Consider the following 17977-nt stretch of genomic DNA (forward strand, 5'->3'; position numbering starts at 1 on the left):
TTTAAGCATTTAAATTAGTCTGACTGGCTCTGATACTGAAAGACTTCTTCCAGTGGCAGCTTAAACACTAACGCAATCTTAAATGCGACTTCTAAGGTGGGCGAATACTTATTAGCCTCTATTGCCATAATCGTTTGTCTGGTCACGCCAACTAATTCTGCAAGTTGTTTTTGCGTCATCTCATTGTGCAAAAATCGCAGTGTGCGTATTGAGTTGCTAATATTGCTACTCATAAATATTTCCTGTGCGGCCTTTATAGAGTTGTACTGAATAATTGACTATTTCGGCGACAAGAAACGACCCAACCATGATATGTAACGGCAAATACGGTATCTGCCTGTCACTGGGAATAATATTTTGAGCCTCTATTTGATATTGAAAAATAGCGATACAAATCCCGGCCTGCAGAATATACGCTGTATATTTATAACCCACTAAACTAATCTGCTTTTCACGCACATCAAGCGGATCATTAAGCTCATTATCACTGGCAAATGCTAACAAAATATAGCTCACGACCATTAACACCACAGAGTAAATGATCACTTCAAGCAATAACCCAGATAACCAAGACGCCGATGCAACTTGTTCCGACGTGGCATTCATTAAGCTTTGTAAGTAAAACCAGCCGATACAAGCACAGGCCAACAAATCAACACACAGTGTCACTTCCCGAAAGCTAATGCTATCTAACCACTCTTTAAATAATTCGTTTCTAGTCATTTATTTCATACCTTAAGTTAAAAATTTTTAACACGACTGACTGTAGTTGACTTTCATCTCCCATGTCAAATATTTTTAACTTTGAGTTTGAATTATTTAACTTTCGATATTTATTTTAATCGTAACTGATACAATAAATATTCTCATAAGCTCCCGTAGCCTATAACTTAAAATCATATTTCCCCATAATTACTGACAAGGATAATGTGATCGCCTCTTAGAATGATTTAAAAGTAGATTGCATTAACACGCCAAAACTGTAATGATAATAATTATCATTACAGTTTTGGCGTGTTGTCTATGAATAGTGAAAAAGCATTTTCTTTATACATTCAGCGAGTGCGTTACTTTAATTTAAAATCCCGCTGTCCCGAGCTATGTGTAGCTCACTTTATTGAGGCCAGTTTGCTCTTAGCTAGGTGCTACGAAAAAGAGCAATGCCTGTTACTACAAGAACTTTTTTTGCGGCGCACGTTTTATGATTTACTCAATAAATATTGTGATCCTCTGCAAACACAGCGCTTGCGCAAACAATGCTTAGATCAAATGTATAAACCGTTGCTAGCACTCAAACGCTTTTACTCACGCCATGATGGGAGCAACAAAAAATATCTGAAACTTGTCCAAGAAATGCGTGTCCTCAGTCACGAATTTAACCCCTATTAAGGAAAACCATGAATAAGCCACTTACACGAACAGAGCACGATAGTATGGGAAAGCTACAAGTCCCAATCAATGCCCTATACCAAGCGCAAACACAACGAGCAGTCAATAACTTCACTATTAGCACTCTCACCATGCCTTTTGCATTTATTAATGCCCTAGCCATCATTAAATTAGCCGCCGCTAAAAGCAACCATCAACTGACCCTCTTGCCTGAAGAAACGTGCAAATCAATTGAGTTTGCCTGCCAAGAAATACTGAGCGGAACCTATTATGAACATTTTCCAGTCAATGTATTTCAAACAGGTTCGGGTACCAGTAGCAATATGAACGCCAATGAAGTCATTGCCACCTTAGCCAGTCAGCAGCTAGGTCGAACAGTTCACCCAAACGATGATGTCAACATGGGGCAAAGTTCAAATGATGTGATCCCCACCGCCATTCAAGTAAGCGCAGTGTTAGCACTTAAACATCAGCTTTTCCCTGCTACGACACAATTAAAACAGCAGCTTACTCAAAAAATCAGCGAAATAGGGGCCATCACCAAAACCGGTCGTACTCATTTAATGGATGCTATGCCCGTTAGTTTTGCCCAAACATTAGGCGCGTGGCTGACTCAAATTGAGCACGCTGAACAGGGAGTAAATCAAACATTTACGCTACTTACAAAACTCGCTCAAGGCGGCACAGCGGTTGGCTCGGGGATCAACGCTCATCCCTCATTTGCTAGTACGTTTAATCAGCATATCAGTGCAATTACTGAAGTGAATTTTACCCCTAGTGATAACTTTTTTTATAACATTGGTAGCCAAGATGCGCTTGTGGCTTTGTCCGGACAACTCAAAGTACTTGCTGTTGCACTGACAAAAATAGCCAATGATTTACGCTGGATGAATAGCGGCCCATTAGCTGGTTTAGCAGAAATCAGCCTGCCGGCACTGCAACCGGGATCGTCCATTATGCCGGGTAAAGTCAATCCAGTTATTCCTGAAGCGGTGGCAATGGCCTGTGCTCAAGTGATCGGAAATGACACAACGCTGACAGTCGCCGGGCAATCAGGCAACTTTGAACTCAATGTCATGCTGCCCGTGATTGCCTATAACATATTGCAAAGTATTGAATTACTCAGTGACAGCTGTGAATCACTTGCCCACCAAGCCATCGCTGGTTTTACTGTCAATGAAGACAAAATCAATCAAGCCTTAAGCCGTAATCCTATTTTAGTTACAGCATTAAACCCCATCATTGGCTATGAAAAAGCAGCCAGTATTGCTAAGCAGGCTTACCAAACAGGCCAAGCGATTATTGATGTTGCCGAGCAGCACACTGATTTAAGCCGAGAAGCACTCACAACCCTACTCAACCCCACTCAGCTGAGTCAAGGGGGGATCCAGCAAAACTAGCTTCTGAGTAAATCAACTTAGTCATCGTCAGATTGACGCGCCTTTTGTGGGCGTCAATCTCTAAAGTTTTAGTTTTTCAATGAGTTATCAATAGCTGCGTGTCAGCAACTGGCCATTGGCTTTTAATATGAAGTCTGCATTACAGAACATGGAGCAAAAATCACTCTAAACAAGCGTTATAGCGTTAATCAGGTTATTGATATTGGGCTGAGGTAATAAATTGCTCGAATGAGTCACACCAAATAATCACTGTATTGTATTTATCTGCTGAGATATTCGCAGGGATCGCCACCAGAAAGTCATTAAAGGTATTTACTTTGGCCACACTGACCATTGTTGCCTTCAAACGCTGGAAATCTGCTTCTGTTTGCACAAATTCAGGCGAAAAATACACAGTATAATCTGGCCCAGGTGCCAGCGTGCCCGAAAACGCAATGGCGTGGTGACTAATAAATACCTCTCCTTCGCCAAAATGCAGCCAATCACTATCTTGTAAATCTCGAACAAATGCAGTGCGGTAATGTGCTATATCAGACACAGCTTTGATCTCACCTTCTGTCGGCGAGTGAGGAGCGATCAGAATTGGCAAAGTATAAATCCCACCAGCAAAAGCAATCAGCGCTACGCTTAAATGACTCACCAATAAAGTAAAAACACTGCGTTTAGTCATCTTTTATGATCCTAGTGGTACTGTGATACGAAAAAAAATTAATCAGTTAGTTGCTTTTTCAACGAACCAATATCATAGATGGGTTCTACGTTCTGGCTCAGTCAAGTGCAAATAACGCGTATAGGTATCTTTAGGGCGCTCCAGTCCATGAGATGATAGCACGCGAGAGGCCATCCCACGATGATTGCTGCCATGAGTGAGCAAGTGCAGTAAGATTTCACTGACACTGAGCCGCCCACCATCCCCATCAACAAATTTAAAGTCGATATGACGCACTAATTCCTCTGCGCTGAGGCGCAAAGTGTAGTCAACTAACCATTGATCGTGGAGATTCATCGTATGCTGTAGCTCTGCCAGAGTGGGTGTCTCAATCGTATTATCCGTAGTATAACGCTCCACCGAGCCCGTTATCCGACTAATAAACAAACTATCAACGACCGACGTATGATGCAAAATTCGAATAAAAAATCGTGCTTCATCCTCTGGGAGTTGCTGAATTTGTGACTGAGCGCACAAAAGTAGCTCTGCATTGGCCCACTGTTTATATTTAAATGCTGTTACAAAGTCCATTTTGCCTCTATAGATATTTTTAAGTTATTGCTTATATTCAAGATGTTAAACTGCATCATACTGAATCATAGGAAAAAATACTGCTTTCTTTTTTACTCGCTATTCAAATTTAGTTTCCTCTCATTACCCTGACATTGAGTTTTTGCACTAACCCTCTTGAATTTTAAAATTTTGGGCGTACACTTGTGCGCTGAAATTTAAGCTAACACTTGTACGCTCAAAAATGAATTTATTAAATAGATTAACTCGAACCACAGCTAAAGTGCTGTTTCACACAGCTTCCATCAAGGGGTATTTAGAGCCGCTAATTCAGCAGTTTAAACCTGAATGGCGTGATGGATACTATCGCGCTAAAGTGGTGAAAATCATTCATCTTGGTGCAAACTGCATCAGTTTAGAGCTCAAACCTGAGCGACGCTGGCCTTCGCATACCGCAGGACAACACGTGTTACTCACGGCTCAAATAAATGGCCGACTTATGTCGCGACCGTTTTCAATTTCATCCAGCGAAGGCCAAGCCAATCATGAGAATCGAATTCGCTTGACCATCAAAACGAGCGAGAACGGTGCATTTACTGGTCAGCTGCTCGCATTTTTAGGGCAAGGAGACTTTGTTAATATCAGCGCCCCACAAGGTGACTTCCGTGTTCTTCCCAATAAAACACCATTATTTTTAGTCGCTGCGGGCTCTGGTATCACTCCTTTTATGGCTATGCTTCATAGTGTGTATGAGCGACAAACAGGCGCTGTACGCCCTATCCACTTGCTATATTTTGCAAAACCAAATCAGCACTTATTTACTGATGAATTAGCGACACTCTCATCACAGCAACCCAGTTTTAGTCTCAAGCTGCTGGCACGTTCACAAGGTGATTCGCTATCAAACGTGTTAAAAGGGTGTGTGTCGACGGATCAAGTCATGATCTGCGGGCCAGCTGATTTTAAACACCAAGTTGATAATGAACTTGATCAACTCAATCACAATCCTTTGTATCGTCAGGCAGAGTTTTATCAACCACCTCTTATTCAAACAGAAAACGAAAATGACAGTCCTCGCCTGGCCATCACAGTCAATTACGCAGGTAAACAGCAGCAGCTTCATACTGACAATAACAGTGCTTTGCTCAACACATTAGAGCAGCAAGGTATTCAAGCAAACTTTGGTTGTCGGATCGGGGTATGCCACCAATGCCAATGCGTAAAAAAATCGGGCGTAGTTAAAAACATCAAAACAGGTCAATTATCACAAAATGGCCAACAGTTGATTCAGCTGTGTATCAGCCAAGCGGTAACCCCTTTAGAATTGGAGCTTTAAGCAATGAAACACCTTAACTTTGAACGCTTAGCCGACGAACTCGATGCTCTTAAGAAACACACTTTAGAAAAAGTGGGCACTGCTGACGCCCGTTACATTCGTAAAGTAATTGCCTTTCAACGTATATTTGAATGGAGTGGCCGCATTTTACTCATGCTGGGTTTTATTAATCCTATTTATTGGCTTGTAGGTGTACTTGCTTTAGCGGCAGCGAAAATTCTCGATAATATGGAAATCGGCCACAACGTCATGCATGGCCAATATGATTGGATGAACGATCCACAAATAAACTCTCGCCAATTTGAATGGGATATCGCCTGCGATGGTAAAAGTTGGCAGCGTATCCACAATTATGAACATCACACTTATACCAATATTATTGGCAAAGATCGTGACTTTGGTTATGGGCTTTTACGCTTATCTGATGATTTTAAATGGCGCGTAAAAAATCTGTGGCAATTTATAACGTATCTCAATCTCAGCTTGTTATTCCAATGGGGCGTGTCTTATCATGAACTGGCTGCTGAACGAGTGTTTATGGGTAAAAAGAAACAAAACCGCGATTCAAAAATCAATCCATCTCAGTTAAAACGCGCCTTTTTTTCTAAGGGTGGCAAACAGTTATTTAAAGATTATCTATTATTTCCCGCTCTTGCTGGCCCATTATTTTTATGGGTATTAAGTGGTAACTTAATCGCCAATTTATTACGTAACTTATGGACTTCAACCATTATATTTTGTGGCCACTTTACTAGCGATGTACATACCTTTGACGCAAAAGAGTGTGAAGGTGAGACTCAAGGTCAATGGTATTACCGCCAAGCATTAGGCTCATCAAATATTAGTGGGGCAAAGTGGTTTCATATTTTAACTGGGCATCTGAGTTTTCAGATTGAGCACCACTTATTTCCGGACTTACCCTCTTCACGTTATCAAGAAGTGGCGCCTCAAGTACAAGCAATTTTTGCACGCCATGGGATCCCTTATAATACAGGTCACTTCTTTACTCAATATAGCCAAGTGTTAAAACGTATCATACGTTATTCATTGCCCTAATCTGCGGATTTAGGTCATTTTAGACAATAAAAAAGGAGCTATCAGCTCCTTTTTTATTGTGACTCATCGTGATGTTATACTAAGTACTGCTCTAGTAACACACCTTCAAATGCTTTTGGACGTTTACCTCGGCCAGACCATTCAAATGTTTCACCATCACGAGTAATACGGTATTTGGCTTGCACTTTTGCACGTTTATCTTGTGCGCCACTGTCGACTAAATCATCCACTGTTAAGCCTTTTTCTTTTAACAGTGCTAATACTTCTTGTTTAGCTTTTTCTTGAGTCTGACGTTCAGTCAATGCACTCTCAATTAAGGTTTTAGCTTTTTCTAAATCGCTAAATGAAGCATCTTTTATAAATGATTTAATATCTTTCATCGTGACTCGTTACCTTATTAATAATTTTCTTGATTATAAGGTAGCCCTGAAAATAATAAAAGACCAAATTTATTGGCTTTTTATTATTAATGACGGACTGAATATTCTGAACAAGATTTAAAATAAAATAAATGCGGTCAACATATATAAAATAATCGTCAATGCACCAGCAACTAAGGTATATGGCAACTGCGTTTTAACATGCTCAATATGCTCACAGCCACTGGCAATCGAAGCGACTATCGTACTATCTGAAATAGGTGAAGAATGGTCGCCAAAGACCCCGCCGCCAAGCACAGCTGCCACTAAAAATGCCGGAGGTAAGCCAGTTTGTAGTGACAGTGGCACTGCAATTGGGATCAAAATAGCGAACGTTCCCCATGACGTGCCTGTCGCAAAAGCCATAATGCCTGCGGTAATAAATAACAACGGCGCCAAACCAATTTGTGCCACTTCGACCGACATAATACCGCTAACATAAGTACCTGTCCCAAAGGCTTTCACTGCATCTCCAAATGCAAAACTTAATACAAGCACAACAACCGCCGGAAGCAGCTGTTTAATACCTGCACTAGAGTATTTAAACCAAGTTTTAGCCGTAACGACCTTATCAATAAATAATAATACACTGAGCACAACAAACGCACAAATGACAGCCCACATCACTGAAAATGAACCAGAACCGCGACGCAGATCGCCCTCACCCGTGATGTATAACAAAATCAACGTCACAACAACAATTAATAACATTGGCACTAACATGTAACGGGTTTTTCCAATAATAGTAACTTGTTGCTCTGCTGTTTCTTCAACTTTACTTGACGCGTATTTTAATGGGCCAAATACTCGTGTTGAAATCGCAGTATAATAAACCATGACTAACACAATAATCGGGTAAAAATTATACCCGATTGTTTGTATTAAAATACCGACAGTATCAGTCAGTGCATACCCATCGAGTAAACCTAACACATATGCCCCCCAGCCATTAATCAAGAGTAAAATACTCACCGGTGAACATGTTGAATCGATTAAAAAAGCTAACCTAGCTCGTGAAAGCCCATATTTATCGAATACACTTTGGCTTGCAATACCAGCAGTAAACATACTTAAGTTTGAGTCAGTAAAAATAGAGGTACCGATAATACTGGGTAATAAACTGGCTTGACGCTTGTTTTTCACCCAATGACGGTTGGATAACGTCGCAATAAACGCATTAACGCCACCCGATTGTTTAATCAGCATTAATATTGCGCCGATTAATAAACTAAAAATGATAATTCGTTGGTTCGATGCGCCCGAAAACACATCAATTAATGTATCGCTGGTCGTTAAAATACTTGAAACAGGATTGAACTGTGCCTGCATCAAGCTGGTTAATAGCAATCCGACCGCTAATGCTTGAATGGCACTTTTTCGCCAAATCGCCACAATAATGGCCACAATAGGCGGCAGCAGAGTATAAATTGAGTCTTGCATGAGGTATCTCGTTTTTATTGTTATGCATACAACAGTGTGCTTATTATTTCATAAGCACAATCGGGTCAACAGTAGATTGCGTTGGATTATCGAATATTATTTAAATAAGCCTGATACACTTCATCAGATTGAATATGTAACGAAAGCCAAGCGGGATCATAATAAGTATTTAAATAGCGCTCACCAGAATCACAAATTAACGACACAATCGACCCCTCTTCTCCATTAGCTTGCATTCGTTGCGCTAACGCCAACACAGCGACTAAATTAGTGCCTGTAGAGGGCCCGACCTTGCGACCTAAACGATGATTGAGCCACTGCATCGCCGCAATGCTGTGCCCATCGGGCACTTTATGCATCTCATCAATTACACCAGAAATAAAAGACGGTTCGACTCTTGGTCGGCCAATCCCTTCTATTTTACTAGCCGTTGTAGAGGTTATTGACGCATCACCATGTTGATAAAAATCATAAAAAACAGAATGCTCAGGATCAGCCACCATTAATTGACTCTGTAATCCCAAATAACGAATATAACGACCAATTGTGGCAGAAGTCCCACCTGTACCTGGGCTCATTACAAACCAGCTAGGTTCAGGAAAACGCTCTTTTTGCATTTGTTCAATCATACTTTTTGCAATGTTGTTATTTCCGCGCCAATCAGTTGCACGCTCTGCATATGTAAATTGATCCATATAGTGGCCGCCAAGCTCTTGTGCTAAGCGCCGCGACTCTTGGTATATTTCATTGGTGCTATCGACTAAATGGCACTGTCCCCCATAAAACTCGATTTGTTTGATTTTTTCAGCTGCGGTTGTTTTTGCCATTACTGCAATGAACTTTAATCCTAACATCCGCGCAAAGTAAGCTTCTGAAACCGCTGTCGACCCAGATGAAGACTCAATAATCACAGTATCTTGATTGATCCAGCCATTACACAATGCGTATAAAAAAAGTGAGCGCGCTAAGCGATGTTTTAACGAGCCGGTCGGATGGGTGCTTTCATCCTTGAGGTAAATATCAATATTAGGGTAACACGCCAATGGCAATACAATTAAGTGTGTATCGGCTGAGCGCACATAATCTGCTTCAATTTTGGCGATGGCTTGGTTTATCCAATCTCGGTTCATATTCCCTCTTTACGCGTTAATCAGCGCGGGTTAAGTTTAAACTCACTAGGATCAATACAGGGTGATCATTTTATGCTATGTTGCTCTTATCACTACAGTTACAGTCTAAAGGAGTCGCTATGAAACATTTACTCGTTTCGCTTTGCGTTTTATTATTAGCCGCCTGCGCTAAAACACCTGATTGGGATTACGATAAATCCGTTACGTTTTCTAACTATAAAAGTTTCGCTTGGATCCCCAATGCCAGCTTAACGAAAAACACCAATAATTACCAAATTAGTCCTCTGATGGAACAACGCGTCCAAAATGCTGTTAATGACAATTTAGCCGGATTAGGATTAGCCAAAAGCGACGAGAAAAACGCTGACTTATTAGTCAATTACCATGCTGCAGTTGACAACAAAGTCGAAGTCGATACCTTTTCCACAAGCTACAATGCGCGCTGGGATTATTGGGGCATGGGTTACCAGCATCACACACAAACAACTAATTATGAAGTCGGAACCCTAGTGATTGATATTATTGATAGAAAAACAAATCAGCTAATTTGGCGCGGAGCAAAAGAAGGACGTTTGAAGAAAAATCAAACTCCAGAACAACGCACTGCCACCATTAACAGCACAGTTGCAGCTATTTTAAGTAACTTCCCCCCTCAGTAAATTTTTTCACACGCCATTATACGATGATGATGGCGTGTATTTCTCACTCAGCATTATGCTCAGTATTGCCCGGTAGCCTGTTCAAGTTCAGTCAAGGTTTGTAACGCATAGTCAGGGCCTTGTCCGCAAATAAATTCGTCATCAGTAAACTGACTACATACCGCTGGACGTTCAGGCTGGTCAAAAATCTTACATAAATTTTTATCATCTAACTGCACGCAGCGCACGCCTGCAGGTTTGCCATCAGGCATGCCAGGAATAGCAGAAGAAATTGAAGGCGCAATACAACATGCACCGCAGCCTAATTGGTGAGTTTGTGAAATACAAGGAGACCAATCAGTAATGGGAATAATTAAAGGATCTGACTTCATCTGCCCTCCTATCAGTAAAACAAGCCGCTATTGTAATCCTCTCAACAATGATTAGCCATCATATCGGACATCGAGCATTGTGATTAACGATAAAATCAGGCCCTAGCAGTTAATTCTCGTTGTAACGATTACGCAATAAATCATATGTAAATACCTGTGCTAATTACCTGTTTTTAAAACGTAAAATCGTTTTTTCTCTATTTTATGATCGCTCACTGAAATATTTTATATCTGCGCTGGACACACTCTTGATTTTAAAAATTGATATAAATCAGAGCGATATAAACAAAAATTAAGAGAAAGGTAAATTTAAACTAAAAAAACAAACAGTTTGTTACAACTTCAAGCAGTTTGTAAACATCATATTGCTTATTATATAGAAGTCATCAATATAAGTAATAAAGGAAGTCATCGTGGCTACTAAGAAACAAATTTTAATACCGCTGAGCATCGGTATCATCGCAATCGCAGTGGCGGGTTCGCTCATTGCGATGAAAAAACCACCCGAAGAAAAAGAAGAAACCATCATTTTACCTTTAGTTAAAACCAGTCCAGCTAAGGTGGAAGCCGTTTCCCTTGATGTACGTTCTCACGGGTTAGTCATGGCTAAAGATCAAACCAAGCTCGTGGCGCAAGTCTCAGGACAAGTTGTGTCTGTGTCGCCACTGTTTGAGCCTGGTCGCTTTGTTCAACAAGGTGAAGTCTTGGTTCGAATTGACCCCAATGATTACGAGGCTGCGTTGACTGAGGCTGATGCGAGCTTAGCGCAAGCACGTTCAGCGCTTGAAATTGAACGCGCTCAAGCTCATGTGGCGCAAAGTGAATGGGATCGCATTAGCAAAAACTCAAACGAAGCCATCCCATCTGAACTGTATTTAAGAAAACCACAATTGGCCGAAAAACTAGCTCGTTATCGTGCTGCAGAGGCTGCTGTCAAACGCGCAAGCCGTAATCTAGAACGCACGTATATCAAAGCACCGTACGATGCCATCATTGCAGATCGAGATATCAGTTTAGGCAGTGTGGTCAATCAAGGAAGCGTATTTGGCGTGCTTAATGCAACACAAGTTGCAGAAATTCGCCTGCCAGTTCCAGACAAAGATTTGCAATATCTGGTCAATAATGGTCTCGGCGCAAATGTTAATTTATCGGCAACCTATGCCGGACAAGACGTTGTTTGGCCAGCAAAAATTGTCCGTAGCGAAGGCGTTATTGATAATAAAAGCCGAATGACTTATTTGGTTGCCCAAGTTAACGATCCGTATGCACTGACAACAAATGAACAAAAGCCATTGCGCTTTGGTGCCTATGTCAATGCCACCATCGAAGGGCAACAAATTGATCAAGCGACCCGTATTCCTCATCACTTAGTGAAAAATAATCGCGTCGCGATTCTTAATGATGATAATACATTAAGTTTTCGCACCGTCGATATTGTACGTGAGCAAAATAATATGGTCATCACCAAAGCGGGTTTACAAGCGGGCGAGCATATTATTACCTCGGCACTCGAGTATCCGACTGAAGGAATGAAACTTGCTCCTGAGCTGACTAAACCTCTCGAACCTGCCAGCACAACGCAACTTGCAATGAAGGAAGATTAGCCATGAGCGCTCAAACAGAAAAAGGCTTAATCGCCTGGTTTGCTCGCAACCCTGTCGCAGCGAACCTGTTAATGGTGTTTATTTTGCTGGGCGGTTTGCTAACAGCCATGACAATCCGCAAGCAAATGTTCCCACAATTTCAAATCAACTGGTTAAGTGTGCAAGTTGCTTATCCGGGAGCAGCCCCACAAGAAGTTGAAGAAGGGATCACCATCAAAGTTGAAGAAGCGTTAGAAGGGATCCAAGGGGTCAAGCGCTTAATCACTTATTCAAACCGCAGCAGTTCAAATGCATGGATTGAAGTCGACGAAAGCTACAATGTGCAAGATGTACTCGATGAAGTCAAAATGCAGGTCGATTCAATCTCCAGTTTCCCAGCTGGCATGGAGCGCCCTATTGTTGCACAAGAAAAATTTGAACAAGAAGTCATGGTGTTGGCACTTTACGGGGATTTAAATCGCCGTGATTTAAGAGAGCTTGGTAATAAACTCCATGATGAAATTCAAGCCTTGCCGATGATTAACATTGCCCGATTCAATGGTGGACTAAATTACGAAATAGGCATTGAAGTCAGCCCTGACAAACTGCGTGAATACGGGTTAACCTTCCGCGATATTGCCAATGCCGTACGCGGTTTTTCTGCAAATATGTCCGCGGGGCAAATTCGTGCTGAAAATGGTTATATCTCTATGCGGGTTGAAAACCAAGCATATACAGGCCGCCAATTTGAAAACCTACCGCTTATTTCGCTGCCTGATGGTACACAAGTGTTCCTGGGTGACGTTGCAACAGTCAATGATGGCTTTCAAGAAGGGATCCAATACCATAAATACAATGGCCACAATGCCCTCACATTTGATATTCGCGCTTCTGAAGATCAAGACATCACTAAAGTTGCTGCAGTAATTGAAAAGTATCTGGCCGAAAAAGAGTCCACTTTGCCTGATGGCGTCAAACTCACTCCTATCGTAGATTTAACCTATTATCTCGAAGGTCGTCTTAATATGATGATTGATAATATGGTATGGGGTGGTTTACTGGTTATGGTGATCCTCGCGTTATTTTTACGCGCACGTCTGGCTTTTTGGGTGATGATGGGTTTGCCTGTTTCATTCTTAGGCGCATTTTTATTCATGCCCATCGGCTTTTTAGATGTCACTATTAATGTCGCCTCTCTGTTTGCCTTTATTTTGGTACTGGGTATCGTAGTGGATGATGCCATCGTCATTGGTGAGTCCGCCCACAGTGAAATCGAAGAACATGGCCATTCATTAGATAACGTGATCCGCGGGGTAAAACGCGTGGCGATGCCTGCTACATTTGGCGTACTCACCACCGTGGCAGCTTTTTTGCCGATGACACTGTCAACAGGACCTGAATCAGCATTTGGTAAAGCCATCGGCGGCGTGATCATTTTGTGTTTATTGTTCTCTTTAGTTGAGTCTAAGCTCATTCTGCCTGCGCATATTGCCAAAATGAAAATGACCCCACACAACCCTCGCAACCCGATGCACCGCTTGCGAAGCAACATCGACGGCGGGCTCAAATCATTTGTTGAAAACTACTACCGCCCATTTATCGTTAAATGTATTCATTATCGTTATGCTGTTATTACTGGTTTTGTCGGTATTTTAATTGTCAGTGCCGGGCTATTTGCCGGCGGGTTTGTCAAGTTTGTATCAAGCCCTAAAATACCCCATGATTTTCCAGCTGTGCGTATTGAGATGAACTTGTCTTCTTCTGAAAAAGCCACCCTTGATACTGTGCTGGCAGTTGAAAAAGTCATTTTAGACGTCGAAGAACAAGTAAAAGCTGACTATGGCATGCCAATGATTAAGGATTTGTCTGTCAGTTTAAATGGCCGCACCAATGCTCGAATTATGGCTGTGTTGGTCGATCCAGATAACCGTCCGATTGATACGTTTGCCTTGTCTGATTTATGGCGTAAAAACATGCCGCCACTACCGGGTATGAAATCGATGACCATTCAAGATAGCATTTTTGGTGGTGGACGCGATGATGGCGATATTAGTTTCCGTCTTGAAGGTAAAAATGTGGCTGATTTACGTAAAGTGGCCCAAGAACTAAAAGACAAGCTCAACACCATCAAAGGGGTCGGTGATATCAATGACTCCATGCAAAACGCTACTGATGAGGTTCGTTTAGACCTTAAGCCGTTAGCCTACAGTATGGGCCTCACCTTATCGGATGTTGCATCACAGGTAAGCTTTAGTTATTACGGTTTAGAGGCTCAGCGTATTTTACGTGACGGTGAAGAAGTCAAAGTCATGATCCGCTACCCAGAAGAGCAACGTAATTCGATCAGTGAAATCAACGATACACGGATTATCACACCTTCAGGTGCTGAAGTCTTATTGTCAGAAGTCGCACAAGTGTCCTTGGCCGATGGTGTTAATCGGATCCGTCGTGAAAACGCAAAACGTACCATTAATGTCTGGGCATCGGTTGACACAAATCAAGCTCAACCATTTGAAATAGCCAAAGAGATCCGTGACGAATACTTACCTGCCTTACTGAAAAACTATCCAGGAGTGCAAAGTAGTGTCGCTGGGCGTATTCAAGATGAAATGAACAGTGCTGCCGAGCAAATGCGTAACTTTGTCTTATCGATGATTTTAGTCTTTGCCTTATTGGCTATCCCACTTCGTTCTTATTCACAGCCATTATTAATTATGTCTGTGATCCCATTTGGTGTCATTGGCGCAATGTTTGGCCATATGATTTTAGGAATGACCATGAGCAGTTTATCGGTCTTCGGTATTATCGCTGTTGCCGGTGTTGTGGTGAATGATTCACTGGTAATGGTTGATTTTGTCAATCAAGCACGTAAAAAAGGCATTGCACTCAAACAAGCTGTTGAAGATGCCGGTTGTCGTCGCTTTAGAGCCATTATGTTGACTTCTGTCACAACGTTTATTGGCCTAATCCCGATTATTACCGAAACCAGTTTACAAGCTAAAATTGTTATTCCAATGGCCGTTTCGCTGGCATTTGGTGTGCTGTTTGCTACTTTTATTACGTTGATTTTGATTCCTTGCCAATATGTGGCGTTAGAAGATTTAAAACGCGTATTAAAGCGCAATAAAACCCCTAAAGCAGACAGCCCTGCAGCAGAAGTGTCAGTCAATTAATTTCAATTTAAAATAAAAAACCAGTGAGGAAACTCACTGGTTTTTTTTGCTTATACAAAAGCGTGATTGTTCACTTTATCCGTCATTAAACAGTTATTGTCAGTGGAACAGGTTAAGAAAGACACTTTAAACTGAAGATACTGATACCGTTTATCGATAGAGACTAACTGCTGGCGAGGTGGTTACGGGGCTTGAAGTGTCACAGGCTCTGCTAACTGCCAATAAGATATACCATAGCCTTGTAGCATTTGTTTGAGTTGACTTGTAGTACGTAATTCATCGAGGCCCTTGCTTAAGTACTGCTGTAACACAGGTAAATCAGTGAGTTGTGGGTTAAAACCAATATACAAGGGAGCTGTGCGCCCTTGCGTCCCCGCATATAAAACATTTGAAATTCCTTGCTGATGCAAAAAGAATTGCACGGTGTTTTTAGTGTCGAGAACAACGGATAAACGACCTTTAAGTAACATATTGATATTTTGCTGCAAGGGTGCTCGGCCATGAGCGATGTGTATTTGTTCTGGATGTAAGCGAATAAACGCATCAAGATATGCGCCATACTCGTATGATTCTATAACCCCGAGCCGCTCATTTTTAAGCTGATCGATATTCTTAAATCGAAATGGGTTATCTGATAACACAAAAAAATCATTGGCATAATCACCAATCACTACGTCACTGGCGATTAAAGCATGTTCTTTAATATGCACTTCTGTCAGTGCAAGTACCATATCTAGGCGATTATTCTCGACCTCTACAAATGCTCTTCCTAGTGGCATCACTTCAAACTGTACATTAATATGATGTTTCGCCATTACTCGCTTAATGATTTCAACCACATAACCTGGCTTTTCTTGATTATCACAAATATATGGACACCAATCATCAGAGGCAATTTTAAGGGTGCGTCCTTCAGTTGAAAAAGCGACAAAACATAACGCTGACAACAACACATGTCTAAGCATTTTTCACCTATAACAATGCAAGCACAGCTTTATTATTTCGGATCCAAGGTTGCTCAACCTTTACCTCTTGCGAGAGCTTAGTTAATGAATTATTCGCCTGTTGCCATGTGGTAAAAGGATCACTCACCACCAAATAGGCACCTTCTCGTTCTAAAGGCAGTACTTTTACCATGCCTAACAATTGATATTTATTAATAAAATGCTCCACCCCTGCTTGGCTATGAATTTTTGCAAATTGAATAATAAATCCAGATTCCGGTAACCATTGCTCAGATATCATATTGGAAGAGCTTGCCACAATAGTTGATGACTCAGCTTCGCTTGTCTGCTGCGTGTTAGTTTCGATGTTCTGCGATTCAGAGATAGATACAGACGCAACGGCTGTTTCGGACGATGCAGCTTTAGTGTTATCAGAGTTCTGCGCGAGTATTGTTTCATCGATTACAGGAGTGCTGTTTTTTGCTCTCAATTGTTCAACCAGCAGTAAGATTTTTTCACTGGCTGCTTGCCCATTCGCCACGCTCATTTTTGCGTAGTACTCACTTTTATCAAGATCAATCGCGACTTTTTCGCCTTTTAAATATATAGAAGCGAGGTTATGCATCGCATAATTATTACCATTTTCTGCCGCTTGTTCGTACCAATATAACGATTGCTCGACATCTCGATTCCAAAGCAAAGTCGCTAAGGCAAATTGTGCTTCGACTTCCCCTTGCTTGGCTGATTTTTCAATCCAGGTCAATCCCGCCTCAATATCTTTAGGCACCACTTTATCTTGAAGTAAAATAGCACCTAATTTTAACTGAGCATGCGACTCCCCTGCTTCGGCCGCTTTTTTATACCATTCGTATGAGTGCTTGGCGTCAACAGCCGTTCCTTTACCTTTTTCGTACATCAAGGCCACTTTGCGCTGTGCGGGAATAAAACCCGCCTCAGCAGAGCGCACGTACCAGTCAAAGGCATCAGTCGAGCTCTTAACAAGCCCTTTTCCTAACTCAAAGGCAACTGCAAGATTAAACATAGCTTCAGGGTGGGACAACTCAGCGGCATGGGTTAGGTATGAAATAGATTGGTCGACATTAGTATTCACACTTAAGCCGCGAGCATAGATTTTAGCCATGATAAAGCTGGCATTTGCATTGTTGTCTTCGCTGTCTTCACGGCAAAGGGTAAATGCTTCGGAGTATTGTTTTGCAGCAAAGGTCTCTACACAGCTCGCTGCTAATACATGGTGTTGAAATAAGACAAAGGGTGCAATTGTTATTATTTTTGTAATGCGCAATTTTATCTCCCTAAAAAAAAAGCCCGGTACATACCGAGCTTTCATTGTAGTCTTGATTGTTAAATATATTCAACTGCTGTGATTTCATATTCAACGTCACCTTTTGGTGTGGTGACCGTCACTGCATCATCGACTTCTTTTCCTATTAGCCCGCGAGCGATAGGCGAATTAACAGAAATAAGATTCGCTTTGATATTCGCCTCATCGTCACCAACGATGCGATAAGTGACTTCTTCATCAGTGTCCACATTGACAATTGTCACTGTAGTACCAAAAATAACTTTGCCAGTGTTAGGCATTTTAGTTACATCAATCACTTGAACATTAGATAACTTAGCTTCAATTTCTTGAATGCGGCCTTCACAAAAGCCTTGCTCTTCACGAGCTGCATGATACTCAGCATTTTCTTTTAAGTCGCCGTGTTCACGCGCTTCTGCAATATCAGCAATAATTCTTGGACGTTTAACTGTTTTGAGTTCGTTTAGTTCTTCACGAAGAAGATCGACACCACGAACAGTCATCGGTGTTTGTTGCATAAAATCTCGCTTATATACC

17 protein-coding genes are annotated in these 17977 nt (G+C 41.5%); 6 read left to right on the forward strand and 11 right to left on the reverse strand.

All coding sequences use genetic code 11. The features are described from left to right. Nucleotides 1-14 precede the first annotated feature (14 nt). Together PULV_RS08250 and PULV_RS08255 are read right to left on the reverse strand one after the other, a co-directional pair. A complete protein-coding gene (locus tag PULV_RS08250; protein ID WP_086743613.1) occupies nt 15-233 on the reverse strand; it encodes a helix-turn-helix transcriptional regulator in 219 nt (72 codons plus the stop codon). Then, the gene (locus tag PULV_RS08255) at nt 226-723 is read right to left on the reverse strand and encodes a hypothetical protein (RefSeq protein ID WP_086743614.1); all 498 of its coding nucleotides are present in this window, start codon (nt 721-723) and stop codon (nt 226-228) included. Before PULV_RS08255 ends, PULV_RS08250 begins: the two co-directional genes overlap by 8 nt. 674 nt (nt 724-1397) lie before the next feature. Here PULV_RS08255 and PULV_RS08260 point away from each other — a divergent pair. Further along, complete coding sequence (locus PULV_RS08260) at nt 1398-2789, forward strand: class II fumarate hydratase (protein WP_193331431.1); 1392 nt, start codon at nt 1398-1400, stop codon at nt 2787-2789. Nucleotides 2790-2982: 193 nt separating this feature from the next. Here the strand turns inward: PULV_RS08260 and PULV_RS08265 are convergent, their stop codons facing one another. Beyond that, entirely contained in the window at nt 2983-3459 is a 477-nt protein-coding gene (locus PULV_RS08265) for a DM13 domain-containing protein (RefSeq protein ID WP_193331432.1), read from the reverse strand. 72 nt (nt 3460-3531) lie between these two features. Further along, nucleotides 3532-4029, reverse strand: coding sequence for a DinB family protein (locus PULV_RS08270; RefSeq protein WP_193331433.1), 498 nt, complete (start codon nt 4027-4029; stop codon nt 3532-3534). Between the two features lie 223 nt (nt 4030-4252). Here PULV_RS08270 and PULV_RS08275 point away from each other — a divergent pair, with 223 nt between their 5' ends. Together PULV_RS08275 and PULV_RS08280 are read left to right on the forward strand one after the other, a co-directional pair. Continuing rightward, nucleotides 4253-5344, forward strand: coding sequence for a flavin reductase family protein (locus PULV_RS08275; protein ID WP_086743618.1), 1092 nt, complete (start codon nt 4253-4255; stop codon nt 5342-5344). A gap of 3 nt (nt 5345-5347) precedes the next feature. Continuing rightward, nucleotides 5348-6400 (forward strand): fatty acid desaturase family protein, encoded by a 1053-nt coding sequence (locus tag PULV_RS08280; protein WP_193331434.1) that lies wholly within the window; start codon nt 5348-5350, stop codon nt 6398-6400. A 74-nt stretch (nt 6401-6474) separates the two neighbouring features. Here PULV_RS08280 and PULV_RS08285 read toward each other — a convergent pair whose 3' ends face one another. The 3 genes from PULV_RS08285 to PULV_RS08295 form a co-directional block, all read right to left on the reverse strand. Further along, nucleotides 6475-6780: an H-NS histone family protein gene (locus PULV_RS08285; RefSeq protein WP_193331435.1), complete on the reverse strand. Its 306-nt coding sequence runs from the start codon at nt 6778-6780 to the stop codon at nt 6475-6477. 117 nt (nt 6781-6897) lie between these two features. Further along, the gene (locus PULV_RS08290) at nt 6898-8259 is read right to left on the reverse strand and encodes a Na+/H+ antiporter NhaC family protein (protein ID WP_193331436.1); all 1362 of its coding nucleotides are present in this window, start codon (nt 8257-8259) and stop codon (nt 6898-6900) included. A gap of 86 nt (nt 8260-8345) precedes the next feature. Then, the gene (locus tag PULV_RS08295; RefSeq protein WP_193331437.1) at nt 8346-9389 is read right to left on the reverse strand and encodes a PLP-dependent cysteine synthase family protein; all 1044 of its coding nucleotides are present in this window, start codon (nt 9387-9389) and stop codon (nt 8346-8348) included. 119 nt (nt 9390-9508) lie between these two features. Here PULV_RS08295 and PULV_RS08300 point away from each other — a divergent pair, with 119 nt between their 5' ends. Further along, complete coding sequence (locus PULV_RS08300) at nt 9509-10048, forward strand: DUF4136 domain-containing protein (RefSeq protein ID WP_193331438.1); 540 nt, start codon at nt 9509-9511, stop codon at nt 10046-10048. Between the two features lie 59 nt (nt 10049-10107). On the opposite strand, the gene PULV_RS08305 is transcribed toward PULV_RS08300, so the two are convergent. Continuing rightward, nucleotides 10108-10419: a YkgJ family cysteine cluster protein gene (locus PULV_RS08305; RefSeq protein ID WP_193331439.1), complete on the reverse strand. Its 312-nt coding sequence runs from the start codon at nt 10417-10419 to the stop codon at nt 10108-10110. Nucleotides 10420-10832: 413 nt separating this feature from the next. Between PULV_RS08305 and PULV_RS08310 the strand changes: the two genes are divergently transcribed. Continuing rightward, on the forward strand, nt 10833-12023 hold the full coding sequence (locus tag PULV_RS08310) for an efflux RND transporter periplasmic adaptor subunit (RefSeq protein ID WP_193331440.1): 1191 nt from the start codon (nt 10833-10835) through the stop codon (nt 12021-12023). A 2-nt stretch (nt 12024-12025) separates the two neighbouring features. Next, the gene (locus PULV_RS08315; protein WP_086743626.1) at nt 12026-15175 is read left to right on the forward strand and encodes an efflux RND transporter permease subunit; all 3150 of its coding nucleotides are present in this window, start codon (nt 12026-12028) and stop codon (nt 15173-15175) included. Nucleotides 15176-15357: 182 nt separating this feature from the next. On the opposite strand, the gene PULV_RS08320 is transcribed toward PULV_RS08315, so the two are convergent. The 3 genes from PULV_RS08320 to greA are packed head-to-tail and all read right to left on the reverse strand — an operon-like array spanning nt 15358 to nt 17958. Then, on the reverse strand, nt 15358-16140 hold the full coding sequence (locus tag PULV_RS08320; RefSeq protein WP_193331441.1) for a substrate-binding periplasmic protein: 783 nt from the start codon (nt 16138-16140) through the stop codon (nt 15358-15360). Nucleotides 16141-16147: 7 nt separating this feature from the next. Then, nucleotides 16148-17422: a tetratricopeptide repeat protein gene (locus PULV_RS08325; RefSeq protein WP_193331442.1), complete on the reverse strand. Its 1275-nt coding sequence runs from the start codon at nt 17420-17422 to the stop codon at nt 16148-16150. A gap of 59 nt (nt 17423-17481) precedes the next feature. Beyond that, entirely contained in the window at nt 17482-17958 is a 477-nt protein-coding gene (gene greA / locus PULV_RS08330; RefSeq protein WP_086743629.1) for a transcription elongation factor GreA, read from the reverse strand. Nucleotides 17959-17977: the final 19 nt, after the last annotated feature.

The sequence above is a fragment of the Pseudoalteromonas ulvae UL12 genome, assembly GCF_014925405.1.
GTDB classification, from domain to species: Bacteria; Pseudomonadota; Gammaproteobacteria; order Enterobacterales; family Alteromonadaceae; genus Pseudoalteromonas; species Pseudoalteromonas ulvae.

Coding starts and splice junctions, on each gene's coding strand:
- PULV_RS08280 (WP_193331434.1), top strand. CDS start 5,348: ATGAAACACCTTAACTTTGAACGCTTAGCCGACGAACTCGATGCTCTT.
- PULV_RS08295 (WP_193331437.1), bottom strand. CDS start 9,389: ATGAACCGAGATTGGATAAACCAAGCCATCGCCAAAATTGAAGCAGAT.
- PULV_RS08260 (WP_193331431.1), top strand. CDS start 1,398: ATGAATAAGCCACTTACACGAACAGAGCACGATAGTATGGGAAAGCTA.
- PULV_RS08315 (WP_086743626.1), top strand. CDS start 12,026: ATGAGCGCTCAAACAGAAAAAGGCTTAATCGCCTGGTTTGCTCGCAAC.
- greA (WP_086743629.1), bottom strand. CDS start 17,958: ATGCAACAAACACCGATGACTGTTCGTGGTGTCGATCTTCTTCGTGAA.
- PULV_RS08320 (WP_193331441.1), bottom strand. CDS start 16,140: ATGCTTAGACATGTGTTGTTGTCAGCGTTATGTTTTGTCGCTTTTTCA.
- PULV_RS08255 (WP_086743614.1), bottom strand. CDS start 723: ATGACTAGAAACGAATTATTTAAAGAGTGGTTAGATAGCATTAGCTTT.
- PULV_RS08300 (WP_193331438.1), top strand. CDS start 9,509: ATGAAACATTTACTCGTTTCGCTTTGCGTTTTATTATTAGCCGCCTGC.
- PULV_RS08250 (WP_086743613.1), bottom strand. CDS start 233: ATGAGTAGCAATATTAGCAACTCAATACGCACACTGCGATTTTTGCAC.
- PULV_RS08305 (WP_193331439.1), bottom strand. CDS start 10,419: ATGAAGTCAGATCCTTTAATTATTCCCATTACTGATTGGTCTCCTTGT.
- PULV_RS08275 (WP_086743618.1), top strand. CDS start 4,253: ATGAATTTATTAAATAGATTAACTCGAACCACAGCTAAAGTGCTGTTT.
- PULV_RS08285 (WP_193331435.1), bottom strand. CDS start 6,780: ATGAAAGATATTAAATCATTTATAAAAGATGCTTCATTTAGCGATTTA.
- PULV_RS08265 (WP_193331432.1), bottom strand. CDS start 3,459: ATGACTAAACGCAGTGTTTTTACTTTATTGGTGAGTCATTTAAGCGTA.
- PULV_RS08290 (WP_193331436.1), bottom strand. CDS start 8,259: ATGCAAGACTCAATTTATACTCTGCTGCCGCCTATTGTGGCCATTATT.
- PULV_RS08270 (WP_193331433.1), bottom strand. CDS start 4,029: ATGGACTTTGTAACAGCATTTAAATATAAACAGTGGGCCAATGCAGAG.